Below are 24783 nucleotides of genomic sequence, written 5' to 3' on the forward strand. Positions count from 1 at the left end.
TCGCCTGCTGAGCGGCTCCCCTCGCGATGACCAGCTACAGGATCACCCTGCTTGCCGGGGACGGCATCGGGCCGGAGATCACCGCGGTGGCCCGCACCCTGCTGGAGGCGGTGAGCGCCCGCCACGGCTTCAGCCTCCAGTTCGATCCCCAGCCCGTCGGCGGTGCCGCCATCGACGCCACCGGTGAGCCCCTGCCGGCGAACACCCTGGCCGCCTGCCGGGCCGCCGATGCGGTGCTGCTCGCCGCCATCGGTGCCCCCCGCTTCGATGCCCTGCCCCGGGAGCAGCGTCCCGAGAGCGGCCTGCTGGCGCTGCGCTCCGGCCTGGGGCTGTTCGCCAACCTGCGGCCCGTGAAGATCATCCCGGCCCTGGCCGCTGCCAGCAGCCTGCGGCCCGAGGTGATCGAAGGGGTGGATCTGCTGGTGGTGCGTGAACTCATCGGCGGCATCTACTTCGGCACCCCCAAGGGGCGCATCGAGATGGATGGCGGCGTGCGGGCCTTCAACACCATGGTCTACACCGACCACGAGGTTGACCGGATCGCCCGGGTGGGCTTCCGGCTGGCGGCGGGCCGCCGCGGCCGACTCTGCTCGGTCGACAAGGCCAACGTGCTCGACGTCAGCCAGCTGTGGCGCGACCGGGTGGAGGCGATTCACGCCGAGTTCCCCGCGGTCGAGCTCAGCCACATGTACGTCGACAACGCCGCCATGCAGCTGGTGCGCGAGCCGCGCCAGTTCGACGTGCTTCTCACCAGCAACCTCTTCGGCGACATCCTTTCGGACGAGGCCGCCATGCTCACCGGCTCGATCGGCATGCTCCCCTCGGCGTCCCTCGGTTCTGAGGGCCCGGGCCTGTTCGAGCCGGTTCACGGCTCCGCCCCCGACATCGCCGGCCAGGACCTGGCCAACCCGATCGCCATGGTGCTGTCGGCCGCCATGCTGCTGCGGGTGGGCCTGCAGCAGGAGGCCGCCGCCGCCACCCTGGAAACCGCCGTCGACCGTGTTCTGGCCGCCGGCTATCGCACCGGCGACCTGCTGATGGGCGAGGGCTGCACCCGGGTGGGCTGCCAGGCGATGGGGGAGCAGCTGCTGGCGGCCCTGCCCGCCTGAAGTCTCCCGTCAGGTAACGGCTGCGGGGGGTGCGGTCCGGCGACCTGCCAAACTCACACCCTCTGAACCCCCCTGCGTCGATGTCGAAGCGTCACCCGGTCGTGGCTGTCACCGGTTCCTCGGGAGCGGGCACCAGCACCGTCAAACGGGCCTTCGAGCACATCTTCTCCCGCGAGGGCATCATCCCGGCAGTGGTGGAAGGCGACAGCTTCCACCGCTTCGAGCGTGGCCCGATGAAGCAGGCGATGGCCGAGGCCCAGTCCCGCGGCGAGAACTTCTCCCACTTCGGCCCCGAGGCCAACATCTTCGACAAGCTCGAAGACCTGTTCCGCACCTACAGCGAAACCGGCAGCGGCGACCGCCGCTACTACCTCCACTCCGTGGAGGAAGCCGCTGAGCACAACGCCCGCCTCGGCACCAGCCTGGAGCCCGGCCAGTTCACCCCCTGGGAACCCATCCCCTCCGGCACCCAGCTCCTCTTCTATGAAGGCCTGCACGGCGGCGTGGTGGGCGATGGCTATGACGTGGCCTCGATGGTGGATCTGCTGATCGGTGTGGTGCCGATCGCCAACCTGGAGTGGATCCAGAAGATCTCCCGCGACAACGCCGAGCGTGGCTATTCGGCCGAAGCGATCGTCGACACGATCCTGCGCCGCATGCCCGACTACATCAACCATATCTGCCCCCAGTTCAGCCTCACCGACATCAACTTCCAGCGGGTGCCCACGGTGGACACCTCCAACCCGTTCATCTGCCGCAACATCCCCACCCCTGACGAGAGCTTCGTCATCATTCATTTCCGCAAGGGCGCTCGGGAGAAGTGGGGCATCGACTTCTCCTACCTGCTGCGCATGATCAACGGTTCCTTCATGTCCAGCCCCACCAGCATCGTGGTGAACGGCGGCAAGATGGGCTTCGCGATGGAGATCATCCTCACTCCGATCATCCACAAGATGATCGAGGAGCAGAAGAAACTCAGCTGAAGATCAGTCTCTTGATCTTCCTTTCGGCCCTAAGATCACCCGAAAGGAATCGGTGAATCCCATCACCGCCCAGCCCCCCACCATCACCCCGTCCGGATCCGGAAGTCCCTCCTTCCAGATCCGCGGCGGGGAGTCCTCGGCAACCCCGTCCCAGGGTTCCCTGCGCCTCGATCGCATCAACAGCGCCGAGCTGCTGCGCCATGGGCGCCGCGTCTATTTCCGTTTCCTGGAGTCCTGCCCCACCGCTCCTGAGCCGCTGGGTGTGGTGCTTCTCGGCGCCGGCCCCCAGGGAAGGGTGGTGTTTGAGGCGCCGATCCTCCTGCCGGATGAGCAGTTCGTGCCGATGGACCTGCTGCGTCCCCGCTCGGCCCGGGGCCGCAGCCCCCGTGGGGGAACCAGCCGCCCATTGCCATGACCCCCGCCCCTCTGCTCCCGTCCGCTCTGCCGCTGTTCCTGCTGGCCCCCTTCGTGGCCCTGGCCGGCGCCTGCATCGGCAGCTTCCTGAACGTGGTGGTGTGGCGGTTGCCGCGGGAGGAGTCGCTGGTGTTCCCCGGCAGCCATTGCCCCCGCTGTGGCACCTCCCTGGCCTGGTTTGAGAACCTGCCCCTGCTCAGCTGGCTGCTGCTGCGTGGCCGCTGCCGCCACTGCCACGCCGCCATTGCCATCCGTTACCCCCTGGTGGAGCTGCTCACCGCCGGCCTCTGGGTGGCGATGCTTTTCGCCCGTCCCGCTGCCATGGGGCCCGATCCAAGCCCCTGGCTGCTGCTGGTGGCCGGTTGGTTGCTGGTCAGCTGGCTGCTGCCCCTGGCCCTGATCGACCTCGACAGCCTGTGGCTGCCCGAACCCCTCTGCCGCTGGGGGGTGCTGCTCGGCCTGGCGGTCACCGCCGCCGTCGGCTTCCAGCAGGGGGCCGTGGTCGGCCGCACCCTGCTGTTCTCCCACCTGCTGGCCGTGGCCGCCGGCCTGCTGGGCTTCGAGGCCCTCAGTGCCCTGGCCGAGAAAGCCATGGGCCGGCCGGCCCTGGGGCTGGGGGACGCCAAGCTGGCCGCCCTGATGGGGGCCTGGCTCGGACCGCTGGGCCTGGGCCTGGCCGTCAGCCTGTCTGTTCTCGGTGGCGCCATCATCGGCAGCCTGGCCCGCCTCACCGGTCGGCTCGGCCGCCAGCAGCCCTTCCCCTTCGGCCCCTTTCTCGCCGCCGGTGCCCTGGCCGTCTGGATCGGTGGCGACGCCCCCTGGCTGCGTCTGTGGGGCCTGGGTCTTTAATGACTGGTCAGCCGTCACCCTTGCTTCCGTCGCCCCATGTCCCTGTTCGACTGGTTCGCCGATCGCCGCAAGAACGCCCCGGCCGTGCGGGCCAGCAAGGGGCCTGAAGCCGACGAGGGGGATGGCCTCTGGAGCAAGTGCGCCGAATGTGGCCTGGTGGTCTACCGCAAGGATCTGATCGCCAATGCCAGCGTCTGCAAGGGCTGCGGCCACCATCACCGCATCGACAGCAGTGAGCGCATCCGTCTGATCGCCGATGAGGGCAGCTTCGAGCCGATCGATGCCGATCTGGCTCCCACCGATCCGCTCGCCTTCAAGGACCGCCGCAGCTACGCCGACCGGCTGCGGGACACCCAGCGGGCCACGGGCCTGCGTGATGCGGTGGTCACCGGCCTCTGCCGCCTGGAGGGCATGCCCCTGGCCCTGGGGGTGATGGACTTCCGTTTCATGGGCGGCTCGATGGGCTCGGTGGTGGGCGAGAAGCTCACCCGACTCGTCGAGCTGGCCACCGCCCGCCGCTATCCATTGCTGATCGTCTGCGCCTCCGGCGGCGCCCGCATGCAGGAGGGGATGCTCAGCCTGATGCAGATGGCCAAGATCTCCGGTGCCCTGCAGCGCCACCGCAGCGCCGAGCTGCTCTACCTGCCCCTGCTCACCCACCCCACCACCGGTGGGGTCACGGCCAGCTTCGCCATGCTCGGCGATCTGATCCTGGCCGAGCCGAAGGCGATGATCGCCTTCGCCGGCAGGCGTGTGATCGAGCAGACCCTGGGCGAAAAGCTGCCCGAGGGTTTCCAGACCGCCGAGTACCTCCAGGACCACGGCTTCGTGGACACGATCGTGCCGCGGCCTGAGTTGCGCGGCACCCTGGCCACCCTGCTGCGCCTGCACGGCAGCGTGCGCACACCCCTGTCGGTCGCACCATGAGAAGCGCTGCGGGCCGGCTGCTGGCTGCCCTGCTGGTCCTCGGCCTCTGGCTGGCCGCTCCCACCGCCGCCTGGGCCGGTCCGGTCGACTGGCAGGAGGTGGAGGCCAGCCCTGAGGGCAGGCAGTGGTGGGATTCCGGCAGCCTGCGCTTTGACCCTGAGGGTCACCTCTCGGTGCTCAGCCGCTTCCAGCCCGCCGCCGCCGACGATGCGGCCGAAGACGCTCGCCCCCCCGTTGGGCAGCTGTACGTGATGCAGCTCGATTGCGACGAGGAGCTCTACCGCGACACGGCCGTCAACGGCCTGCCCCGCTGGGGCGCCACCTGGCAAGCCGCCGCCGGCGACAACCTCACGATCCGGGTGCTGCACGCCGCCTGCACGGCCGCCCGCCTGTCCCAGGAGAGCGATGCAACGGCCTGATGCTCCCCTGCAGGTGGCCGTCGCCGGCCTCGGCTTCGGCGAGAAGGTGATTCTGCCGGCCCTGCGCGACTGCCCTGGCACCGAACCGGTGGCCCTCTGGCACCCCCGCCGCGAGCGGGTCGCGGCCGCCAGCCTGGCGGCGGAGCTGCCCGGCTTCGATGCGTTCGATGCCCTGCTGGCCGATCCGGCCGTGGAGGCTGTGGTGATCGCCACGCCCCCCGAACCCCGCTTCGCCCTGGCCAGGGCGGCGCTGGAGGCCGGCAAGCACCTGCTGCTGGAGAAGCCGGTGGCGCTCAACGCCGAGCAGGTGGAGGAGTTGCAGCGCCTCGCCATCGAACGGGGCCTGGTGGTGGCGGTCGACTTCGAATACCGGGCCGTGCCCCATGTCCAGCAACTGGCGGCTCTGGTCGCCCAGGGGGTGCTGGGGGATCCGTGGCTGGTGACGTTCGACTGGCTGATGAGCAGCCGCGCCGACCCCAGCCGTCCCTGGAGCTGGTACTCCCAGGCGGCGGCCGGCGGCGGCGTGCTCGGTGCCCTTGGCACCCACGCCTTCGACACCCTGCACTGGCTGATCGGCCCCAGCCGCAGCCTCAGCGCCCGGCTGAGCACCGCCATCGGCGAGCGGCCCATTCCCGGCTCCGGTGCCATGGGGCTGGTGGATGCCGAGGACAGCGCCCTCATCCAGCTCGACCTGGAAGACCACCGCGGCCGGGCCGTTCCGGCCCAGCTGAGCCTCTCCTCGGTGGCCCGTGCGGGACGGGGCTTCTGGATCGAGCTCTACGGCAGCGAGGCCACTCTGGTGCTGGGCTCCAGCAATCAGGCCGACTACGTGCACGGCATGCAGCTGTGGATGGCGCGGCCGGGCGAAGCCCTGCGGCTCGTCCCGGCCGACCCGGCCCTGGCCTATGGCCGCACCTGGGAGGACGGCCGCATCGCCCCGGTGCGGCGATTGCTGGGCTGGTGGTCGCAGGCGGTGCGGGAGTGCCGCCCGATGGTGCCCGGACTGGCCGAGGCCGTGACCAGCCAGCGCTGCTGCGACTGGGCCCGACTGGGAACAGAAGGCCCGTAGGGCATCCCCTAGACTCCCCGTCAGACCCGGCGGGACGACCCCGCCAGCCGTCCTCCGACCACGGTTCTTCCCAACCGTACCCACCCAAAAACCGCGAGATTTCCCATGGCGCTCGTACCGCTTCGTCTGCTGCTCGATCACGCCGCAGAAAACGGCTACGGCATTCCTGCCTTCAACGTCAACAACCTGGAGCAGGTGCAGTCGATCATGGAGGCTGCCTACGAAACCGACAGCCCGGTGATCCTGCAGGCCTCCCGTGGCGCCCGTCAGTACGCCGGCGAAAGCTTCCTGCGCCACCTGATCCTGGCCGCCGTGGAAACCTATCCCGACATCCCGGTGGTGATGCACCAGGACCACGGCAACAGCCCTGCCACTTGCTACGGCGCCGCCGCCAACGGTTTCACCTCGGTGATGATGGACGGCTCCCTCGAGGCCGACGCCAAGACTCCCGCCAGCTACGACTACAACGTAGCCGTCACCAAGGAAGTGGTGGACGTGGCCCACGCCATCGGCGTGAGTGTGGAAGGCGAACTGGGTTGCCTGGGTTCCCTGGAAACCGGCAAGGGTGAAGCTGAGGACGGCCATGGTTTTGAGGGCTCCCTCGACCATTCCCAGCTCCTCACCGACCCCGCCGAGGCGGCCGACTTCGTCGCCAAGACCAAGGTGGATGCCCTGGCCATCGCCATCGGCACCAGCCACGGCGCCTACAAGTTCACCCGCAAGCCCACCGGCGAAGTGCTGGCCATCTCCCGGATCGCCGAGATCCACAAGGCCATCCCCAACACCCACCTGGTGATGCACGGCTCCAGCTCCGTTCCCCAGGAATGGCTGGACATGATCAACAAGTACGGCGGGGCCATCCCCGAGACCTACGGCGTTCCTGTCGAGGAGATCCAGGAAGGCATCCGCAACGGCGTGCGCAAGGTGAACATCGACACCGACAACCGCCTCGCCTTCACCGCCGCTGTGCGGGAAGCCGCCGCCAAGGATCCCGCCAACTTCGATCCCCGCCACTTCAACAAGCCCGCCCGGGCCTACATGAAGAAGGTCTGCCTGGATCGTTACCAGCAGTTCTGGTGCGCCGGCAACGCCAGCAAGATCAAGCAGCGCGACATCAACTACTACGCCGCCCTCTACGCCAAAGGCGCCCTGGATCCCAAGACCGCCGTGGCCGCCTGATCGGCGTCCCGCTCTCCAACCTTCGGGGGCCATGGGGCCCCCTTTTTCATGGCCCTCACGGCAGCGCCAGGGGCACCGGCGTCCCGGCCGGCAGGGGCAGGGGCGGACGGTCCGCGGCTTCTTCCTTTCGGGTGGGGTCCTCGTCCACCAGCCGCTCCAGGGCCCGGCGGAGGCTCCGTTCCATCACGAAGCGTTGGCCATCTGTGACCACCACCCGCACCAGGGTGGGCAGGTCGTTGCTCTTCGACTGCAGATAGATCGGCTCGACGTAGAGCAATCCTTCTCCCAACGGCAACACCAGCAGGTTGCCGCGGAACAGCCGGGAACCCAGCCGGTTCCAGAGGCCGAACTGGAAGCTGATCGTCGGGTCCTGGTCGATCAGGGCGCTGATCTGCTGGGGGCCGAGCAGCAGCCGCTGCTGGGGGAAGCGCACCAGCATCAGTTCGCCGTAGTGGGGCGGATCGTTGCGGGCCGCCAGCCAGCCCACCAGGTTGGAGCGCCGCAGGGGGGTGAAGGGCAGCAGCAGCACGAACTCGGAGCGCTCCTGGCCGGGCAGCTGCAGGGTGAGGTGATACGGCGACACCGGTACGTTGTTCTCGCCGTAAATCTCTTCGGGCACCGACCAGACGTCGTCGCCGTTGTAGAAGGTGCGCACGTCGGTGACGTGGTAGCGCAGCAACCGCTCCGACTGGATGTCGAACTGGCTTTTGGGCACCCGGATGTGGTCGAGCAAGGCTCTGGGCATGGCCGAGAGGGGCCGGAACAGTTCGGGGAAAGCGCGGATCCAGGTGCGCAGCACCGGATCTCTGGGATCGCTCACGTAGAGCCAGAGCCGGCCGTCGTGGGCATCCACCACCGCCTTCACCGGGTTGCGGAAGTAGCGCAGACCCGCCGGATTGGGATCGCTGTAGGGGTAGGAGCGGCTGGTGGTGAAGCCGTCCAGAAGCCAGTACTGGTATTGCTCGGGCCGGTAACCCTCCGTGCCGGCCACCCGGGCGGTGACCAGGTAGGGCTGGCTTTCGAAGCGCAGGAACGGTGCCAGGGCCGTCAGGCGTTGGTTCACCTGCCGCCGCAGCAGCAGCAGCGACCGGTCGGTGAAGGAGCCTGTGAACAGCATCCGCGGTTCAAGCAGGTAGATCGCGGCACTGAGACGCTGCAGGGGATGGGCCAGGGAGATGCCCCGGGTGCCGTTGTAGTGGGTGTAGACATTCAGTTCCCCTTCCGGAAAGGCGAACTCCTTCACCTTGGTGGGGGCGATCGCGTAGGGGGAGGGGCCTGAGGCGAAGTAAAGGCTCGGACTGCCCACCGGCAGGGCCGCCTGGGCCTGCTGATCGGTGATGCCCAGCTGGGGAATGCCCTGCACCCGCCCGCTGCTGCCCAGGTCCTTGACGAAGAACAGGGGCAGGCCGTCGGAGCCGAAGGCGTTCACCGGAGAAACGGTGAAACCGTGACCGTTGGTGAACACCAGATGGCGGTTCAGCCAGGTGCGCGAGCCCGGCGGCAGCGCGCCGCTGTCCAGTTCCCGGGCCGAGATCAGCACCTGCTGGGAACCATCACGGCTGGACTTGCCTTGGAGCGGGTAGCGATCCACCGCCGCCGACGGGAAGGTGTAAAAGAGGCGCAGTTGCTGCAGCTGCCGGATGGCGGCCAGCAGGGGCTGGCTGTCCCAGAGGCGAATGTTGTCGAGGGTGCCGGGGGCCTTGGCCAGGTCCGCGGCCGTGATGCGTTGGCGGGGTTCAAGCCTGAGGGTGCGCACGCGCTCCAGGCCGAAGGCGCGGCGGGTGGCCTGGATGCTGCGCTCCAGGTAGGGAGACTCCACCACCAGCTCCCTCGGCTGCACCCAGAAGCGCTGGGCCAGGGGCGCGAGCACCCACTCGCTGATGGGCACCAGCAGGGCGGCGCCGGCCAGGGGCAGCAGGGCGCCGCGGCGCAGCCAGCCCCGGGGCAGGGGCACCAGCAGGGCGATGGCCGTCAGCAGCAGCAGCACCGCGAACAGGAGCCGCAGCGGCAGGCGCACGTGCAGATCCACGTAGCCCGCCCCCGAGGCCACACCGCTGCCCTGCACCATCAGATCGAAGGGCGCCAGGGCATTGCTGATGGCCATCACGACGGCCAGGGCCGCCACCTGGGGCTGCAGCACCCGTTGCTGGGCCTTGCTGAGCCCATCGAAACGCAGATCCGACAGGCTGCGCCCCTTGCCGATGGTGAGCAGCAGGCAGGCCGCCAGCCCCACCAGACCCTGGGCCAGGATCACGCTCAGCACCAGCCGCAGGGCTGGCAGCCGCAGCACGGTGAAGGAGAGATCGAAACCGGTGAGCGGATCCCCCTCGCCGAAGGGCGTCGCCAGCAGGGCCGGCAGCCACAGGCTCCAGCCCCGCGCCACCGCCGTGGCCGAGCCCGCCAGGGCGGCCGCCAGGGTGATGCGCAGGGTGGTGAGGGGCGAGAGCAGCAGCGGCAGCAGCAGGCCCCCCGCCAGGCCCGCCACCAGCAGGGGGGGCAGATCCCGGAGCACCGAGAACCCGGTGATCACATCGCCGTTGAAGGGGTTCGCGATCAGTCCCCTGGCCTGCACCATCAGATAACTCAGTCCGCCGGCCAGCAGCAGCACCAGGCCGATCAGCATCACCACCAGGGCGCCGTTTCCCAGCCGCAGCAGGGGCTCGCTCGGCATGGGCGCCTCGGCCCCCTGCTCCCGCAGACGCCAGCAGCGCTGCAGCTGGGCCAGCTGCAGCGCCAGGCCCAGGCCGAAGACCAGAACGAAGGCCGAGATCTGCAGCATCCAGCGGCGCACCAGGATTCCCTGGAAGTCGAACTGGGCGAACCAGAGCCATTCGATGCCCAGACGGGCCGCGGCCCACAGGGCCAGCAGCAGCCCGAAGGCGATGGCAAGGCCGGTGGCAAGGCGTGGCCCCACGCGGGCCGGCTGGGGGGAGGAATCGGGCACAAGCGGAGCGTAGGCAGAACCCCGCGGGCGACAAGGTGCCGCCTCCAGGCCACTGCCCGCCGCCGTGGCGACGGCCGGATCCGGAGGGCCGGCTTTATACCCGACTCCAGGTGTCGGCTTTAGAGGCAGGCGCTGGCCGCCGCTGTTAGCGTTGCCCCAGTGACCGGGACCGACTTGACCGCCACCCTTTCCCGCTCCACCTTCACGGGCTTGCGCTGCAAGGAATGCGGTCATCCTTACGAGGCTGGTGCGCGTCACGTCTGCGAAGACGTCTGCTTCGGCCCGCTTGAGGTGGTCTACGACTACGACGCCATCCGCAGCCGGGTCAGCCGCGCCACCATCGAGGCCGGCCCCACCTCCATCTGGCGCTACCGCGAATTCCTGCCCGTTGAAGGCGAACCGATTGATGTCGGCACCGGCTTCACCCCCCTGCTCAAGGCCGACCGCCTGGCCAGGCGTCTCGGCCTGTCTTCGCTCTACATCAAGAACGACGGCGTCAACATGCCGACGCTGTCCTTCAAGGACCGCGTTGTCTCGGTGGCCCTCACCCGCGCCCGTGAGCTCGGCTTCACCACCGTCAGCTGTGCCTCCACCGGCAACCTGGCCAACTCCACCGCCGCCATCGCCGCCCACGCCGGTCTGGAGTGCTGCGTCTTCATCCCCAGTGATCTTGAACTGGGCAAGGTGCTGGGCACCCTCGTCTACAACCCCACCCTGATGGCGGTGAAGGGCAACTACGACCAGGTCAACCGGCTCTGCTCCGAGGTGGCCAACACCTACGGCTGGGGCTTCGTCAACATCAACCTGCGCCCCTACTACTCGGAGGGCTCCAAGACCCTCGGTTATGAGGTGATCGAGCAGCTCGGCTGGCAGCTCCCCGACCACATCGTCGCCCCCCTGGCCTCCGGCTCCCTGTTCACAAAGATCCGCAAGGGCTTCGACGAGTTCATCAAGGTGGGCCTCGTCGAGGAGAAGCCCGTGCGCTTCAGCGGTGCCCAGGCCGAAGGCTGCTCGCCCATCGCCCAGGCATTCGCCGCCGGCCGCGATTTCATCACCCCGGTGAAGCCGAACACCATCGCCAAGTCGATCGCCATCGGCAATCCCGCCGACGGCCCCTACGCCATCGACATCGCCAACCGCACCGGCGGCACCATTGCGGCGGTCACCGATGAGGAGATCATCGATGGCATCAAGCTGCTGGCCGAGATGGAGGGGGTGTTCACCGAGACCGCCGGTGGCACCACCATCGCCGTGCTCAAGAAGCTGGTGGAACAGGGCAAGATCGACCCCTCGGAAACCACCGTCGCCTACATCACCGGCAACGGCCTCAAGACCACCGAAGCGATCGCTTCTTCCATCGGTGCGCCTTACACCATCGAGCCGCAGCTCGCCAGCTTCAATGCCGCCTGGGCGCAGTCCCAGGCCTCCCATGGGAGCAAGGCCGCGCCGGCCTGAAGTCCGCCCAGTTCCCCTTCCTACCTGCCCCACCGACGCTTTCCATGGCCATCCAGGTTCTGATCCCCACCCCCCTGCAGAAGTTCACCAACGACGAGGCCAGCGTCAGCCTGGAGGCCGTCAGCATCGATGGCCTGCTCCAGGCCCTTGAAGGCCGTTACCCCGGCATCCAGGCCCGCCTGTGTGATGAGAACGGCAAGCTGCGCCGCTTCCTCAACCTGTACGTGAACAGCGAGGACATCCGCTTCCTCGACAACCAGGCCACGGTGCTCAGCGATGGCGACGAGGTGAGCATCGTTCCGGCCGTCGCCGGCGGCTGAGCCCGGAGTCAGGCCCCAGCCAGGGGCTCGCCGATGGGCTTCGGATTTCCATAAGCTTTTGTACCCATCCGCGTCCCTCCCATGGAACCGATCCAGGCCCCCAGCCCCACGGTTCCTGCTGGAAGCAGCGCCCCCCCCCACGACTGGCTGTCGGCCGGTCTCTATTACGACTACCGCCAGGCCGCCAATCCGGTGCGGCCGGGGCTGACCGAGCCGATCCGTTACCACCAATGGGGCGCCGAGCTCCATGGCCAGGGGCCGACGGCGGTGTTGCCCCTCGATCTGAGTGGCGCCCTCGGTTGCGAGGGGCCCGCCACAAGCCCTGGCCTGGCGGCCCACTTCCTGCGCCTGTTGCCCGGGGAGGGGCTCAAGGCGGCGGCGGCCGCCACCAGCTCACTGTTTTACGTGCTGCGCGGCGCCGGCACGCTGGAGCGTCCGGCGGACGCCCTCGGCGCCCCGCTCAGCCTCAGCTGGGCCCGGGGCGATCTGTTCGTGCTGCCCGCCGGCGCCGATCCGCTCCTGCACGCCACCGAAGAGAGCGTTCTGTACTGGGTGAATGACGCCCCCCTGCTGCGCTATCTGGGGGTGCTGCCCGCCGGCCCGCGCTTCACGGCCGTCCACTACCCGGCCGCCCGCCAGGAGGAGGCCCTGCAGCACCTGCTGGCCGACCCCAGCGCCGCCCGCTCCAACCGGCTGAGCATCCTGCTGGCCCACGCCGATCTGCCCGCCACCCGCACCGTGAGCCACACCCTCTGGGCCATGCTCGGCGTGGTGCCCGATGGTGCCGTCCAGCCACCCCACCGGCACCAGTCGGTGGCCCTCGACCTGATCATCGACTGCGACCCCGGCTGCTACAGCTTGGTGGGCACGGAGCTCCGCGCCGACGGCACGATCCTCAATCCCACCCGCATCGACTGGGAGCCGGGGGGCGCCTTCATCACGCCGCCCGGCCACTGGCATTCCCATGGGAATGAAAGCGGCCGCATGGCACGGCTGCTGCCGATTCAGGACGCCGGCCTACACACCCACCTGCGCAGCCTCGACATCCGCTTTGCCTCCGGCCTGGGCGGCGAGGGCTGAACCGCCAGACGTTTCATAGGCCTCCACCAAGGCGCGGAAGCTGTCTCCGTCGATGGTTTCCAGCTCGATCAGCCGGTTGACCAGCTCATCGATCAGCTCGCGGCGGGGCGTGAGCACCGCGATGGCCCTCTCCAGGGCCTCGCAGGCGAGCTGGCGCACCTGCTCGTCGATGCGGTTGCCGGTGCGCACCGAGGTGTGGGGGCTGGAGCGGATCCAGTCGCGGCCGAGGAACACCTCCTCCCCCTCTTCTTCGAGGGCGAAGCTGCCGAGGCTGGAGAAGCCGTAGCGCATCACCATGTCGCGGCAGATGCGCCGCACCAGCTGGAGATCGCTGCTGGCCCCCTGGGTCACCTCGCTGGGGCCGAACACCACCAGTTCGGCGGCCCGGCCGCCGAGAGCCACAACAAGACGGGCCCGCAGGTAGGCCTTGCTGATCAGCCCGGAATCGAGGATGTCCTCATCGGGCATGGTGCGGGCGAAACCTCCGACGCCTCCGGCCCTGGGCAGCAGGGTCACCTTGTCGAGCTTGTCGGCGTGGGGCACCAGGGTGGTGAGCAGGGCGTGGCCGATCTCGTGGTAGGCGATCAGCCGCTTCTTGGCGCTGTCCTGCAGCGGGGCGGCGGTCAACCCCATGGTGATGCGTTCGAGGGCGTCACCGATGGCCTGGTCATCCACCTGGCTCTTCTGGCGCCGGGCCGTGAGGATGGCCGCCTCGTTGAGCAGGTTGGCCAGGTCGGCACCGGAGAAACCGGGGGTGCGGCGGGCCCAGTCGGCCATCGACACCTCCTCGGCCAGGGGCCTGGTGCGGGCATGGACCGAGAGGATCTCCTCGCGCCCGGCACGGTCGGGCAGATCGACGCTGATGCGGCGATCGAAGCGACCCGGCCGCAGCAGGGCCGTGTCCAGCACGTCGAGGCGGTTGGTGGCGGCCAGCAGGATCACCCCCGAGTTGTCCTCGAAGCCGTCCATTTCGGTCAGCAACTGGTTGAGGGTCTGCTCCCGCTCGTCGTTGCCGCCGCCGATCCCCGCCCCCCGCTGGCGTCCAACGGCATCGATCTCGTCAATGAAGATGATGCAAGGCGCCTTGGCCTTGGCCTGGCGGAACAGGTCCCGCACCCGGCTGGCGCCGACGCCCACGAACATCTCCACGAATTCGGTGGCGGCCATCGAGAAGAAGGGCACGCCGGCTTCACCGGCGATGGCCCGGGCCAGCAGCGTCTTGCCGGTGCCGGGGGGCCCGACCAGCAGCACCCCTTTGGGGATGCGGGCGCCGATGGAGGTGAACCGTTCCGGGGTCTTGAGGAAGGTCACCACCTCCTGCAGCTCCTCTTTGGCCTCGGCGATGCCGGCCACGTCCTCGAAGCGCACCGTGATCGCCCCTTCTTCCTGCAGACGGGGCTGGCTGCGGCCGAATCCCATCGCCTTGTTGGCCACCTGGGCGGAGCGCCGCACCAGCAGCACCAGGCCCGCGATCAGCAGAGCCACCAGCAGGCCGTTTGTGACCAGCCCGGCTATGGCGTCGTCGCGCCGTTCGTCGCGGACCGCCAGGGGCACCCTGGCCTGTTCGGCGGTGCGCAACAGCTGCTGGTTGTCGCTGAAGACCGCCACCTGGCGGCTGCGGCCGTCGGCGAAGGTGGCGGTCACCACCCGCTGGGTGGGGGAGAGTTCCAGACTCTTCACCTTTCCGGCTTCGATGTCCCGCAGCAGCTGGCTGTAGGAGGGTGCAGCGGAGGACTGGCCCCCGAGACTGAAGCCCGGTTGCACCGGTGGGGCTGGTTTGGCCGGCTCCGGAGGAGAACTGCTGCTCACAGGCCTGGCGTCCTTATCAGGAATGGACTGTAGCCATTTGACGAAAGGCGAGTCGGCGGCGCAGGATCATCGTTTGGCAACGAGATAGGCGGATGGCCGTACCCAAGAAGAAAACCTCCAAAGGCAAGCGCAACCAGCGCCACGCCCACTGGAAGGCCAAGGCCGGTGTGGCGGCCCAGAAAGCCATGTCGCTCGGCAAGGCCGTCCTGAGCGGTCGCGCCCAAGGCTTCGTCTACCCGATCGCCGAAGACGCCGAAGCCAGCGAAGAGAGCTGAGTCTCCAGGGGGCGGCAACGCCTCCTGCCATCGAGGATCACTCCGCCTTCCAGCCTCAGGGATGGGTTCTGCTTGAGCAGAGGGTCCTGATAGAGCGCCGGTGGGAGTGAGCGGAGCGTGGCCCGCACCACGCCATCGAGCTTGTCGGCTGTGAGCCAGCCCCCACCGTTTCGCCGTTGTCTGGCTTCGGCCTGGAAGCGCCAGCGTCGTGGCAGGCTCCAGCGCTGCGGACGCAGCAGCCAGAGCCCATCGCAAGCGTCCCAGAGGTCTCCGTAGTCCGCCAGATGGCGGTCCCAGAAGGGCAGCCACCGCTGTTCGTCAGCCGTCAGTTCGTCGAGGCCAGCCCCGCTCTGCAGGCTCGCTTCCAGGGCCCGTGGTCCAAGAGCTCGGCATCCCATCAGCCAGCCTTCGATCACCAGGGCGTCCGCGGGTTGTTGTCGCCAGCCGGATCGTTCCCCTTCGCCTCCGGCCAGGGTCTTGTCGAAACGGGGCAGCCGCAGCGGACCCCCGGCACGCCAGGCCGCCAGCGCCGCCAGCAGCAGCGGCAGGTCGTGGCTGCCGGGAGGCACCCGGCTGACGCCGAAGGGATTGCCCGCCAGCACCTGGCGCCGTTGCTCGGCGGGCAGGTAAAGGTCGTCGATGGAGGCCACCACGAGCCGCAGACCGCCCAGGGCGGCGAGGCGCTCCAGGGCGCGGCCCAGGCTGGTCTTGCCGGCACCCACCGGCCCATTCAGGGCCACAACCGGTCTCCGTTGGCTGGTCCCGCAGCCCAGACCGTCCTCGAGCCACCGCAGCAGCGGCAGGGCCAGGTGCCGCAGCAGGGTGGGGTGCACCGGGCCGAGGTCGCCGGCCCGCTCCAGCCGCCGTTCCCAGGTTGCCGCCGGCTCAGGTCCCAACCTTGAAGGCCTCCAGCACGATCGAGTACGTGACGCCGATGCGCAGGTTGTCGACGATCACCCAGCCCAGGGGGGGCTCGTCCCGCACCAGGCGGCTGCGCAACCGCACCAGGGTTTCCATCACCAGCAGCAGGCCGAGCACCACGACCGGCCTCCCCCCTGGAGAGGCGAACAGCAGGAAGCTGGTGAGGTTCTGACCGGAGAAGAATCCCAGCAGCAGGGCCAGGGCGGCCAGGCTGCCGGTCCGCCAGCTGCGCCGCACCTGGCCGGCCACCCTTGTCCCCAGGCGGCTGATCAGGCCCTGGAAACGGGTGCGCTGCACGGGGAGGCGGGTCATGGCGTATCGAGCAGGCGCTGCAGCCACGACAGCGTCACCTGATGGCCGGGGCAAGCCGGCCCCTTGTGCACCACGATCCCTGCCTCGGTGTCCTCCAGGTTCTCGACGACGGCCCGGGCGGCGCTGTAGGCGCTGGCCGGTTGTTCCCGGGTCGCCACACTCAGGCACACCAGGCAGGGCAGGCCGGCGCCGCTGGCGGCCGCCAGGCCGGCCGGGGAGTCCTCCAGCACCAGGACCCCCTGATCACCGGCCTCCAGGCGCTGCAGGGCCAGCCGGTAGGCCTCCGGATCGGGCTTCTTGCGTTCCACGTCCTCGCCGCAGATCCAGAACTCGAAGGCTCCGGCCACCCCGGGCGGCGCGCCTTCGAGCAGGGAGGTCACGGCAGTGCGGCCACTGGTGGTGACGATCGCCTGCCGCAGCCCTGCCGCGGCGGCCGCCTGCACCAGGCGGGCCACCCCCGGCCTGAGGGCCAGACCCCCCCGGCGCACCAGATCGGTGTAGAGGGCCTGCTTGTGGCGTTGCAGGTCCGCCACCCGGCCAGGCTCGGGGGCGCGGCCTTCTGCCTGCTGCAGAAAACTGGTGATCCGTTCGTGGCCGCCATTCACCGCCAGCAGCCGGGCGTAGGTGGGCCGGTCCCATCGCCAGGGCAGACCGGCGGCCGCGAAGCTGTGGTTGAACGCCACCCTGTGGCCCTCGAACTCCGTTTCGGCCAGGGTGCCATCCACGTCCCAGAGCAGGGCCGTCAGGGCCGGGGCCATCGGATGCCACACGTGTTGTCATCGAAAGGCTAAGGGGTGCGTCACGCTGCCCTGCCTCCCACAATGCGAAGGCCCCGCCCGTCGTTCGTTGCTCCCTGCCGTCGACGAGCGACGCTGGCTGCTGCCCACCTCGCTGGGCGGTGATGACCTGGCGGCGGCCAGCCCGGATCCCGGCGGGGAGCTGCCCGAGGAACTGCTGGCGATCCTGCGGCGTCGCGGCCTGCTGACGGCGGCGGCGGTGCATGAGCTGCTCGAACCCGAGGCTGCCCCCGCTCCCGACGCCCATTTTCCCGATCTGGCGCTGGCGGTCGAGCGGCTGGTGCGTTGCTGCCAGACGGCTGAGCCGGTGGCCATCTGCGGCGACTACGACGCCGACGGCATGACCAGCACCGCCCTGCTGGTGGGGGTGCTGCAGCGCCTCGGCGCCCGGCCCCGGGCCGCCATCCCCAGCCGCATGGACGACGGCTACGGCCTCAACGCGGCCATGGTGGAGCGGCTGGCGGCCGAGGGGGTACGGCTGCTGATCACCGTGGACAACGGGGTGGCCGCCACCGAGGCCCTCGAGCGCGCCGCCGCCCTTGCGGTGGAGGTGATCCTCACCGATCACCACACCCTGCCGCCCCAGCTGCCGCCACACCTGGCCCTGCTGCACCCGGCCGTCACCCCGGAAGGCTCCCCCTACCGGGGCCTGGCGGGCGTCGGGCTGGCCCACGTGCTGGCTACCGCCCTCTGCCGGCGGCTGAAGAACCGCCAGGGGCTGGAGATTGCCCTCAACCTGTTCTGCATCGGCACCATTGCCGACATGGCTCCCCTGCAGGGGGTCAACCGCCGCTGGCTGCTGGATGGCCTGCCCCTGCTCGGCTGCAGCACCCTGCCGGGCCTGCAGGCCCTTCGCCAACTGGCGGGCCTGGAGAAGCACCGGGTCGATGCCGAGGCGGTGGGCTTCCAGCTGGCCCCCCGCATCAATGCCGTGGGCCGGCTGGGGGATCCCCAGCTGGTGGTCGACCTGCTCACCACGGAAGATCCGGAGCGGGCCCTGGAGCTGGCCCGCTCCTGTGAAGCCCTCAACCGCCAGCGCCGGGAACTCTGCGGCGCGATCGAGGCGGAGGCCCTGGCCCTGCTGGAGGCCGATGGTCCCCGTCGGCCCGCCTTCCTGCTGCTGGCCCAGGGCCACTGGCACCACGGCGTCATCGGCATCGTCGCCTCCCGGCTCGTGGAGCGTTTCGGCCGTCCGGTGGCCCTGCTGGCGGCGGAGGGGGGCGGTCGCCTGCGGGCTTCGGTGCGGGCGCCGAAGGGCTTCGCCGTGGATGCGGCCCTGACGGCCTGCGCCGAGCTGCTGGAGCGCTACGGCGGCCATCCGGCCGCCGGGGGCTTCACAGTGCGGGCCGAGAACGTGGCGGCCCTGCAGGAACGCCTTGAGGCTCTGGCCGGCACCTGGCTGCAGGCAGCGGGGGATGGGCGCGCCGTCGAACCCGAAGCCCTGCTGCGGCTGGAGCGCATCGATCGTGAGTTCTGGCATCACCTGCAACGGCTCGCCCCCTTCGGCATCGGCCACCCCACACCTCTGTTCTGGACCAGTCGCTGCCAGGTGGTGGAGCAGAAGGTGCTGCGTGGTGGCCACCTGCAACTGCAGCTGGCCCAGGGGGAGGCGCGGTTGCGGGCGATCGCCTGGCGCTGGCAGGGACCCAGCCAGTGGGCCGGCCCGGTGGATGTGGCCTTCCGGCTGCGCCGCGATGACTGGCAGGGGGTGGAACGGTTCCAGCTGGAACTGGAGGCGATCCGCTGCAGCGGCGGCGACGGGGTGGTGCTGCAGCGACGGGATCGCACCTACTGGTGCCGGCGCGAAGGGGACACCCTGGTGATCCGTAACGCCGCTGGCGAGGAACTGCGTTCCGTCATCCACCCGGACTCCGGGGCCCAGGGAGCCGTCGCGGACCCTCCCCATCCCTACGTGCAGGGGCTGCTGCGGGACGCGGCCATGGCTCTGGGGATGGCGGGATGAATCTCCTGCACCATCGCCACGGTGTGCTGCGTTCCTTCGCCCAGCTGGCGATCCTGGGAGCCCTGGTGGGTCTGGCCTGCTGGCCCCTCAACCGCGTCGACGGGCTCCAGGATCGACTCCTCTCCTTCCTGCCGGCGTTCAGCGGCGGGGGCTGGAGCGCCGGGGGGCTGCTGCTGGTTCTGGCGCCGATCCCCCTGTTGCCCCTGCTGCTCTGGTTCCAGCATGGTCCGTGGCGCCGGGGCGCCGGCTCCGGCATTCCCCAGGTGATGCTCTGCCTGGAGGATCCCCATCGCGGCGCGAAGCTGCTCACCGTCAGCCCCACGGCGGAACGGGTGGGGCTCTGGACAGTGGCCAGCCTGGCCCTGTTTCCTCTAGGCCGGGAAGGTCCCGTCGTGGAGGTGGGCGCCGCCGTGGGCCAGATGCTGCTGCGGCGCTGGCCCAGCATGATGCGCCGTACCAGCCGTGGCTCTCTACTGGCCGGGGCCGCCGGCGCCGGCCTGGCCGGCGGCTTCAACACGCCCCTGATGGGGATGATCTTCGTGGTCGAGGAACTCACCCGCAGCTTTCAGGAACGCCTGGTGTGGCCGGCGCTGGTGATGGCCAGCGGGGCGGCCGTGGTCAGCAACCTGGGCGGTCAGCCGATGTTCGCCCTGGGGGTCAACGCCAGCCCGGTGGCGGAAACCCAACAGCTGCTCTGGGCGATCCCGATCGGCCTCGGCGGCGGGCTGCTCGGTGGTGGATTCGCCCGGCTGCTGGTGGCGGCCACGGGGCTGATCACGCCGATCGCCCGTCGCCAGCCCCTGCGTCTGGGCCTGGCCGCGGGGCTGGCGCTCACCCTGCTGGCCCTGATCACCGGCGGCGCCAGTGGTGGCGATGGCGAGACCCTGATGCGTCTGATCCTCGACAGGGACGGCGACACCACCATCGGATGGGCCTGGGCCGCCTTGCTGGCCTCACGCCTGCTGGGCCCGGTGGTGGCGCTCTCCACCGGCGTTCCCGGCGGACTGATCGACCCCTCCTTCGCCCTGGGCGGCGTGTTCGGGGCCGGGGTGGTGCGGGCCCTGGCGGGGGATCCCCACCTGGGCCTGGCCCTTGGCATGGCCGCCGGGCTGGCCGGTGCCACCCAGCTGCCGGTGATGACGATCGCCTTCGCCATCCGCATGGCGGGCGATCAGCAACTCATGGTCGGGCTGGTGGCGGCCTCGGTGATCGCGGCCTACACCGGCCACGCGATCCAGCGCCGGCCGGTGTATCACGCCCTGGCCGACCTGCTGGTGACGCAGGCCTCAGAGGGCGCCGCGACGGAAGTAGAGGATGAAGATCACGGCCGGACCCGCCAGAGTGATCAGGGCCAGAGCGCCGAAGTTGGAGATGAGGTGGAAGTCGATACCCATGGGGCGTCAGCTGGCGAAGGGGACGATCGGCATCGAGTGTAGGTCGCCTGCGGGTGTCTTCCATGCGCGGGCTCTGGGGCCGTGATCGCTTGTCATGGCTGGTGCCGGCCGTGGGGTGTGAGTGAATGGGACCAACCGTTCTGCTCCGTTGCCCCGATCCGAGCACTGGCACTGCATCAGCGGCTGCGGCTCCTGCTGCCGTCTCGATCCGGCCCTCAGGGGCGATGCGATCGAGGCCCTCGACCCCGAGCAGCAACAGCTCTACCTCGCGATGGTGGGTGAGGACGGTTGGTGCCGCCACTTCGACACCGGCTCCCGTCGCTGCCGCATCTATGCGGAGCGGCCCGACTTCTGCCGGGTGGATCAGCTGGTCACCCTGTTCGGCCAGCCCGGCGACGATCCCGAGGCCCTGGCCATCGCCTCCTGCAAGCAGCAGATCCGTGCTGAGCTGGGCGGCCGCCACACCGTGATGCACCGATTCCTGCGCACGATCCGTCAGCCGTCATGAGCAGCGCCCCCGACGCTCCGGATCACCCCATCCCAGCCCCTGAGCCGACCGACACCCCGGCCGACACCAGCTGGATCACGGTGTTCCTCAGCACCGCCACCACTGTGTTTCTGGCGGAGCTGGGCGACAAGACCCAGCTGGCCGCCCTGCTGCTGTCGGCCCAGTCGGGCCGCCCATTCACGGTGTTCGTCGGGGCTTCGCTGGCCCTGATCTGCTCCAGCCTGGTGGGGGTGCTGCTGGGCCGCTGGCTCTCGACCGTCATGCCCGCCCACCAGCTCGAGCGGTCGGCGGGGGTGCTGATGGTCGCGCTGGGTCTGTGGCTCGGCCGCCAGGCGGTGCTGCACCTGGCGCCCCTGCACCTGCTCACCTCCTGAGATCCCCATGCCGTTCGCTCTGCTCGCCTCCACCTTCGCCACCGTCTTTCTGGCCGAGCTCGGCGACAAGACCCAGCTGGCCATCGTCAGCATCAGCGGCACCTCCAACCGGCCCGGGGCCGTCTTCGCCGGCAGTGCCACGGCCCTGGTCCTGGCCAGTCTGGTGGGGGCGGCGGCGGGTGGTTCCCTCTCCAGCGTCATCCCCACCGATGGCCTGCAACTGGCCGCCGCCGCCGGCTTCCTGATCATCGGCGGTCGCCTGATCCTCCGCTCCGGCGCGGCGAGCCGCGAGGACGCCGACACCCCCGCTCCTTAGAGTCGGCGCATGACGTCCGCCGCGACGGCGAGCGTCCCCTCGGGCCATCCAGCCACCGGCGGGGCCGCCGAACCCCCGTCGCGCGCCGGACCACCCCGGCCACCGCGCTGCTCCGGCAGCGCCCTCCCCTGCGTACCCCCATCCGATGAAGTTCACGGTCGCCGACCTGCTCGACCATCTCTCCACGACCGATGCGGTGGCCCTCGCCAAGCTGGAGAAGTCGCTGGGTCTTACCACCAAGTCCTGCAAGCAGCAGTTGCGCATCGGCCTGGAGGCCCTGCAGCGTCTGGGGCTGGTGGAGGAGGACGCCGAAGGCCTGCGCTCACGCGAAACCCCCGAGCTGATCCCCGCCCGCCTGCGTTGCTCCAGCAAGGGGTTCTGTTTCGCCCTGCGGGAAGACGGCGGCGAGGACATCTACATCCGTGACCACCAGCTCAACCACGCCTGGAACGGCGACCGGGTGCTGGTCAGGATCACCCGGGAGGGGGGCCGGCGCCGCTCCCCGGAGGGGGGGGTCCAGTGCATCCTCGAGCGCCACACCCCCAGCCTGCTGGCCCAGGTCGAACGCCAGGACGGGCAGCTGGTCGCCGTTCCCCTCGACGACAGGCTGCTGACGTCCGTGGCCCTGACCGAGGACGATGCGGTCCACCTCGACCCGCCCGAGGAGGCGGTGGTGGAGGTGAAGATCGACCGTTTCCCGCTGGCCCAGTTCGGTCCGGTCGGCCATGTTGCCCGCAGCCTGCCGGTGCATGGCGGTGAGGCCGCTGACACCGAACTGCTGCTGGCCAAGCACCGCCTGCAGGAACGGCCGGCGTGTCCCCGCACGACCCTGAAGCAGCCCGTGGCCAAGGGTCGTGCCGATCTGACGGCTTTGCCGACCCTGCTGCTGGAGGCCTGGGAGGGCGCCGAGGCCCCCGGCCTGCCGGCCCTGTCCCTGGAGGAGCGGGACGGGGGCTGGCGGCTATGGGTGCACAGCCCCGCCATCGCCGAGCGGATCGGCATGGGCAACAGCCTCGACACCTGGTTGCGGGACCAGGGTGAGGCGATCTGTGTGGGACGCCGCTGGCTTCCCCTGCTGCCACCGGCCCTGGCCAAGGCCAGTGGTTTCCGTCCCGGGGAAAGCCAGGCGGCCGTTTCGGTGGCCCTGGAGCTGGACGGGGAGGGGAACCTCGAACATTTCCGCTTCAGCCTGAGCCAGGTCAGCCCCGACGCCCGGGTCGACCGGGCTGCCATGCAGGCCCTGGCCGAGCGCAAGCCCAAGGCCCGCACCACCCCCGCGCCCCTCAAGGCCCTCAAGGACCACCTGCCCCTGCTGGAGCACCTGGTCCAGCTGAGTGGCCTGCTGCGCCAGCGGCGGCTGGCGGCGGGTTCGATCGATCTCGATCTGCCGATGCCCGCGATCGAAAGCCTTGGCGACCTGCAGGTGCCCGCGCCGGATGCGGCCCAGCAGGGCTGGCTGGTGGAACTGCCCGCCGAGGATCCGGTGGCGATCCTGCGGGAAGCCGTCCTGGTCGCCCACCGGGCCCTGGGTCGCCACCTGCTGGCTCTGGAACTGCCCGCCCTGTTTGCCCTCAACCCGGCCCCGGAAGCCACCGAGATCAACGACGTCGCCAAGGCGGCCCTGGCCCTGGACATCCCCATGGAGCTCAGCGCGGATGGCAATGCCAGCGCCGCCGAACTGGCCGCGGTCTTTGCGGCCACCGACCGGGGCCGTCCGTTGCAGCAGCAACTGCGTGATGCCCTGAGCCCGGTGCAGCTGGCGCCCGAAGCCGGCCCCAACGCGGTGGCGGGCGAGGCGATCGCCCTGGCGCCCTGGTGCTGCCCGGGGCTGCACTACGCCGACCTCTGGAACCAGCAGCTGCTGGTGACCCTGCTGGTGGATGGCAAGGACCGGCCCAGTGTGCGCCACAAGATCAGCACCGACCTGGCCAGCGACGTCTGCCATGGCAGCACCGACTGGCCCCTGCTCACCCCTGGCCAGCTGGCCCCGTACCAGCAGGGCCTCGAGCATGGTCTGGCCCAGCGCCTCAACGGCCGCAGCCGCTTCCTGCAGGAACTCCAGTCCGATGCCCTGGCCCTGGCCCAGGCCCGCCACACCGAGCCCCTGGTGGGCCAGACCCTGCCTGGGGTGATCAGCGGCGTGCAGAGCTACGGCTTCTTCGTCGAGGTCCCCCCGTCCCAGGTCGAGGGTCTGGTGCACGTCAGCTCCCTCAAGGACGACTGGTACGAGTACCGCTCCCGCCAGAACCGCCTGGTGGGCCGCAAGTTCCGTCGCACCTACATGGTCGGGGACGGGGTGGACGTGGAGATCCAGAAGGTTGACGCCCTGCGCCATCAGATCGACCTGGCCGTGCTCCAGCCCGAGACCTTCGAGCAGGACGGTGACAACGGCGCCACGGACAGCGAGCCGGCCCTGCCCGAGAGCGAGGCCTGAGCCACGCATGGCACCGGCCTCGCTTCCCGTGGTGCTGGCCGTGTCCGGCGCCTCCGCCCAGCCTCTGGCCGAGCGGGCCCTGCAGCTGCTGCTTGAGGATGACCAGTCGGTCGAAATGGTGACCAGCCGCGGCGCGATCGGTGTCTGGCAGGCGGAGATGGGCCTGCGGGTGCCGTCAGAGCCCGACGCCCAGGAGCGGTTCTGGCGTGAGCGCACCGGCTGCATGACCGGCCGGCTCCACTGCCATCGCTGGAACGACCAGGCCGCCGCCATCGCCAGCGGCAGCTATCTCACCCGCGGCATGGTCATCCTGCCGGCCAGCATGGGAACGGTGGGGCGGATCGCTTCCGGGGTGGCCCTGGATCTGATCGAACGGGCGGCCGATGTCCACCTCAAGGAGGCCCGGCCCCTGGTGATCGCGCCGCGGGAACTGCCCTGGAACCTGGTGCACCTTCGCAACCTCACCCGTCTGGCCGAGGCCGGTGCCCGCATCGCCCCCCCGGTGCCCGCCTGGTACCACCAGCCCACCACGATCGGTGAGATGGTGGATTTCCTGGTGATCCGCGTCTTCGACACCCTCGGGCTCCAGCTCGGCTCCCTGCAGCGCTGGCAGGGGCCCGTGGCCCGCGCTGCTGCGGACGAAGCCTCCACCCCCTGACGCTCCGGACCGTGTTGCACCGCCTGTTGCTGCTGCCCCTGCTGTCGCCGTTGCTGGTGACCCTGCTGGTGGCGGCCCTCAACCCCAGGCCCACCCTGCCGCTGCGGTTGCTCACCTGGCAGACCCCCGCGTTGCCGATCGGTCTGTGGATGGCCATCGCCGCCGGGGGTGGTGCGGCCCTGAGCGCCAGCGCTACGGCCCTGGCCCTGCGCCAGGGGGACGGGCCGTCCCTGCGCCGCACCGTGCGCCGCCGTCAGGAGCCGGAGCCCTGGGC

At 70.0% G+C, this 24783-nt stretch carries 24 protein-coding genes and 2 pseudogenes; 20 read left to right on the plus strand and 6 right to left on the minus strand.

Annotated features, from left to right (window positions below):
• Positions 1-26 precede the first annotated feature (26 nt).
• The 8 genes from leuB (at position 27) to fba (ending at position 6949) form a co-directional block, all read left to right on the plus strand.
• The gene (gene leuB, locus VB739_RS03425; RefSeq protein WP_323355725.1) at positions 27-1109 is read left to right on the plus strand and encodes a 3-isopropylmalate dehydrogenase; all 1083 of its coding nucleotides are present in this window, start codon (positions 27-29) and stop codon (positions 1107-1109) included.
• A gap of 80 nt (positions 1110-1189) precedes the next feature.
• Positions 1190-2092 (plus strand): phosphoribulokinase, encoded by a 903-nt coding sequence (locus tag VB739_RS03430; RefSeq protein WP_323355726.1) that lies wholly within the window; start codon positions 1190-1192, stop codon positions 2090-2092.
• Positions 2093-2144: 52 nt separating this feature from the next.
• Positions 2145-2507: a hypothetical protein gene (locus VB739_RS03435; protein WP_323355727.1), complete on the plus strand. Its 363-nt coding sequence runs from the start codon at positions 2145-2147 to the stop codon at positions 2505-2507.
• Positions 2504-3355: a prepilin peptidase gene (locus tag VB739_RS03440; protein ID WP_323355728.1), complete on the plus strand. Its 852-nt coding sequence runs from the start codon at positions 2504-2506 to the stop codon at positions 3353-3355. The genes VB739_RS03435 and VB739_RS03440 overlap by 4 nt, the downstream gene beginning before the upstream one ends.
• A 36-nt stretch (positions 3356-3391) precedes the next feature.
• On the plus strand, positions 3392-4282 hold the full coding sequence (gene accD / locus VB739_RS03445; protein WP_323355729.1) for an acetyl-CoA carboxylase, carboxyltransferase subunit beta: 891 nt from the start codon (positions 3392-3394) through the stop codon (positions 4280-4282).
• Entirely contained in the window at positions 4279-4701 is a 423-nt protein-coding gene (locus tag VB739_RS03450; protein WP_323355730.1) for a hypothetical protein, read from the plus strand. The genes accD and VB739_RS03450 overlap by 4 nt, the downstream gene beginning before the upstream one ends.
• Positions 4688-5770, plus strand: coding sequence for a Gfo/Idh/MocA family oxidoreductase (locus VB739_RS03455; protein ID WP_323355731.1), 1083 nt, complete (start codon positions 4688-4690; stop codon positions 5768-5770). The genes VB739_RS03450 and VB739_RS03455 overlap by 14 nt, the downstream gene beginning before the upstream one ends.
• Before the next feature lie 105 nt (positions 5771-5875).
• Positions 5876-6949, plus strand: coding sequence for a class II fructose-bisphosphate aldolase (gene fba / locus VB739_RS03460; protein ID WP_216908898.1), 1074 nt, complete (start codon positions 5876-5878; stop codon positions 6947-6949).
• A gap of 55 nt (positions 6950-7004) precedes the next feature.
• On the opposite strand, the gene VB739_RS03465 is transcribed toward fba, so the two are convergent.
• The gene (locus tag VB739_RS03465; protein ID WP_323355732.1) at positions 7005-9863 is read right to left on the minus strand and encodes a UPF0182 family protein; all 2859 of its coding nucleotides are present in this window, start codon (positions 9861-9863) and stop codon (positions 7005-7007) included.
• Positions 9864-10067: 204 nt separating this feature from the next.
• Between VB739_RS03465 and thrC the strand changes: the two genes are divergently transcribed.
• From thrC to VB739_RS03480, 3 genes are all read left to right on the plus strand, one after another.
• Positions 10068-11348, plus strand: a complete 1281-nt coding sequence (gene thrC, locus VB739_RS03470; RefSeq protein ID WP_323355733.1) for a threonine synthase — start codon at positions 10068-10070, stop codon at positions 11346-11348.
• A gap of 44 nt (positions 11349-11392) precedes the next feature.
• Complete coding sequence (locus VB739_RS03475; protein ID WP_323355734.1) at positions 11393-11668, plus strand: MoaD/ThiS family protein; 276 nt, start codon at positions 11393-11395, stop codon at positions 11666-11668.
• An 81-nt stretch (positions 11669-11749) separates the two neighbouring features.
• Positions 11750-12748, plus strand: coding sequence for a cupin (locus VB739_RS03480; RefSeq protein ID WP_323355735.1), 999 nt, complete (start codon positions 11750-11752; stop codon positions 12746-12748).
• Here the strand turns inward: VB739_RS03480 and ftsH are convergent.
• On the minus strand, positions 12686-14512 hold the full coding sequence (ftsH, locus tag VB739_RS03485) for an ATP-dependent zinc metalloprotease FtsH (protein WP_323355750.1): 1827 nt from the start codon (positions 14510-14512) through the stop codon (positions 12686-12688). The genes VB739_RS03480 and ftsH overlap by 63 nt on opposite strands.
• Before the next feature lie 137 nt (positions 14513-14649).
• Between ftsH and rpmF the strand changes: the two genes are divergently transcribed.
• Entirely contained in the window at positions 14650-14832 is a 183-nt protein-coding gene (gene rpmF, locus VB739_RS03490) for a 50S ribosomal protein L32 (RefSeq protein WP_216908893.1), read from the plus strand.
• Here rpmF and VB739_RS03495 read toward each other — a convergent pair.
• Genes VB739_RS03495 through VB739_RS03505 form a run of 3 tightly spaced genes read right to left on the minus strand, consistent with a single transcriptional unit; the run spans position 14790 to position 16823 of the window.
• Positions 14790-15728 carry a hypothetical protein gene (locus VB739_RS03495; RefSeq protein WP_323355736.1) on the minus strand — a complete coding sequence of 313 codons (939 nt, stop codon included), beginning with the start codon at positions 15726-15728 and terminating at the stop codon, positions 14790-14792. The two genes, rpmF and VB739_RS03495, sit on opposite strands and share 43 nt — an antisense overlap.
• A complete protein-coding gene (locus tag VB739_RS03500) occupies positions 15718-16065 on the minus strand; it encodes a DUF565 domain-containing protein (RefSeq protein WP_323355737.1) in 348 nt (115 codons plus the stop codon). The genes VB739_RS03495 and VB739_RS03500 overlap by 11 nt, the downstream gene beginning before the upstream one ends.
• Positions 16062-16823, minus strand: coding sequence for an HAD-IA family hydrolase (locus tag VB739_RS03505; RefSeq protein ID WP_323355738.1), 762 nt, complete (start codon positions 16821-16823; stop codon positions 16062-16064). Before VB739_RS03505 ends, VB739_RS03500 begins: the two co-directional genes overlap by 4 nt.
• 88 nt (positions 16824-16911) lie before the next feature.
• Between VB739_RS03505 and recJ the strand changes: the two genes are divergently transcribed.
• Entirely contained in the window at positions 16912-18825 is a 1914-nt protein-coding gene (gene recJ / locus VB739_RS03510; RefSeq protein ID WP_323355739.1) for a single-stranded-DNA-specific exonuclease RecJ, read from the plus strand.
• A pseudogene (locus VB739_RS03515) lies at positions 18822-20036 on the plus strand (chloride channel protein); the annotation flags it as partial. The gene recJ and the pseudogene VB739_RS03515, both read left to right, overlap by 4 nt.
• A gap of 75 nt (positions 20037-20111) precedes the next feature.
• On the opposite strand, the gene psb30 reads toward VB739_RS03515, so the two are convergent.
• Positions 20112-20219 carry a photosystem II reaction center protein Ycf12/Psb30 gene (gene psb30 / locus VB739_RS16660; protein WP_416233295.1) on the minus strand — a complete coding sequence of 36 codons (108 nt, stop codon included), beginning with the start codon at positions 20217-20219 and terminating at the stop codon, positions 20112-20114.
• 148 nt (positions 20220-20367) lie between these two features.
• Here psb30 and VB739_RS03520 point away from each other — a divergent pair, with 148 nt between their 5' ends.
• The 6 genes and pseudogenes from VB739_RS03520 to VB739_RS03545 all read left to right on the plus strand — a co-directional run.
• Positions 20368-20727 (plus strand): YkgJ family cysteine cluster protein, encoded by a 360-nt coding sequence (locus tag VB739_RS03520; RefSeq protein WP_323355741.1) that lies wholly within the window; start codon positions 20368-20370, stop codon positions 20725-20727.
• Positions 20724-21101, plus strand: a complete 378-nt coding sequence (locus VB739_RS03525) for a TMEM165/GDT1 family protein (protein WP_323355742.1) — start codon at positions 20724-20726, stop codon at positions 21099-21101. The genes VB739_RS03520 and VB739_RS03525 overlap by 4 nt, the downstream gene beginning before the upstream one ends.
• Before the next feature lie 7 nt (positions 21102-21108).
• Positions 21109-21417 carry a TMEM165/GDT1 family protein gene (locus tag VB739_RS03530; RefSeq protein WP_323355743.1) on the plus strand — a complete coding sequence of 103 codons (309 nt, stop codon included), beginning with the start codon at positions 21109-21111 and terminating at the stop codon, positions 21415-21417.
• Positions 21418-21562: 145 nt separating this feature from the next.
• Positions 21563-23851 (plus strand): RNB domain-containing ribonuclease, encoded by a 2289-nt coding sequence (locus VB739_RS03535; RefSeq protein WP_323355744.1) that lies wholly within the window; start codon positions 21563-21565, stop codon positions 23849-23851.
• Positions 23852-23858: 7 nt separating this feature from the next.
• Complete coding sequence (locus tag VB739_RS03540; RefSeq protein ID WP_323355745.1) at positions 23859-24509, plus strand: flavin prenyltransferase UbiX; 651 nt, start codon at positions 23859-23861, stop codon at positions 24507-24509.
• 11 nt (positions 24510-24520) lie between these two features.
• Positions 24521-24783 (plus strand): annotated as a pseudogene (locus VB739_RS03545) (hypothetical protein); the annotation flags it as partial.

Source organism: Cyanobium gracile UHCC 0281 (assembly GCF_034931305.1).
GTDB classification, from domain to species: domain Bacteria; phylum Cyanobacteriota; class Cyanobacteriia; order PCC-6307; family Cyanobiaceae; genus Cyanobium; species Cyanobium gracile_A.

What these genes read in the sequence shown, in the direction of transcription:
- fba (WP_216908898.1), top strand. Translation starts at nt 5,876, where the DNA reads ATGGCGCTCGTACCGCTTCGTCTGCTGCTCGATCACGCCGCAGAAAAC.
- VB739_RS03535 (WP_323355744.1), top strand. Translation starts at nt 21,563, where the DNA reads ATGAAGTTCACGGTCGCCGACCTGCTCGACCATCTCTCCACGACCGAT.
- VB739_RS03475 (WP_323355734.1), top strand. Translation starts at nt 11,393, where the DNA reads ATGGCCATCCAGGTTCTGATCCCCACCCCCCTGCAGAAGTTCACCAAC.
- VB739_RS03505 (WP_323355738.1), bottom strand. Translation starts at nt 16,823, where the DNA reads ATGGCCCCGGCCCTGACGGCCCTGCTCTGGGACGTGGATGGCACCCTG.
- VB739_RS03440 (WP_323355728.1), top strand. Translation starts at nt 2,504, where the DNA reads ATGACCCCCGCCCCTCTGCTCCCGTCCGCTCTGCCGCTGTTCCTGCTG.
- VB739_RS03525 (WP_323355742.1), top strand. Translation starts at nt 20,724, where the DNA reads ATGAGCAGCGCCCCCGACGCTCCGGATCACCCCATCCCAGCCCCTGAG.
- psb30 (WP_416233295.1), bottom strand. Translation starts at nt 20,219, where the DNA reads ATGGGTATCGACTTCCACCTCATCTCCAACTTCGGCGCTCTGGCCCTG.
- VB739_RS03500 (WP_323355737.1), bottom strand. Translation starts at nt 16,065, where the DNA reads ATGACCCGCCTCCCCGTGCAGCGCACCCGTTTCCAGGGCCTGATCAGC.
- leuB (WP_323355725.1), top strand. Translation starts at nt 27, where the DNA reads ATGACCAGCTACAGGATCACCCTGCTTGCCGGGGACGGCATCGGGCCG.
- VB739_RS03430 (WP_323355726.1), top strand. Translation starts at nt 1,190, where the DNA reads ATGTCGAAGCGTCACCCGGTCGTGGCTGTCACCGGTTCCTCGGGAGCG.
- VB739_RS03480 (WP_323355735.1), top strand. Translation starts at nt 11,750, where the DNA reads ATGGAACCGATCCAGGCCCCCAGCCCCACGGTTCCTGCTGGAAGCAGC.
- rpmF (WP_216908893.1), top strand. Translation starts at nt 14,650, where the DNA reads ATGGCCGTACCCAAGAAGAAAACCTCCAAAGGCAAGCGCAACCAGCGC.
- VB739_RS03540 (WP_323355745.1), top strand. Translation starts at nt 23,859, where the DNA reads ATGGCACCGGCCTCGCTTCCCGTGGTGCTGGCCGTGTCCGGCGCCTCC.
- VB739_RS03530 (WP_323355743.1), top strand. Translation starts at nt 21,109, where the DNA reads ATGCCGTTCGCTCTGCTCGCCTCCACCTTCGCCACCGTCTTTCTGGCC.
- accD (WP_323355729.1), top strand. Translation starts at nt 3,392, where the DNA reads ATGTCCCTGTTCGACTGGTTCGCCGATCGCCGCAAGAACGCCCCGGCC.
- VB739_RS03450 (WP_323355730.1), top strand. Translation starts at nt 4,279, where the DNA reads ATGAGAAGCGCTGCGGGCCGGCTGCTGGCTGCCCTGCTGGTCCTCGGC.
- VB739_RS03455 (WP_323355731.1), top strand. Translation starts at nt 4,688, where the DNA reads ATGCAACGGCCTGATGCTCCCCTGCAGGTGGCCGTCGCCGGCCTCGGC.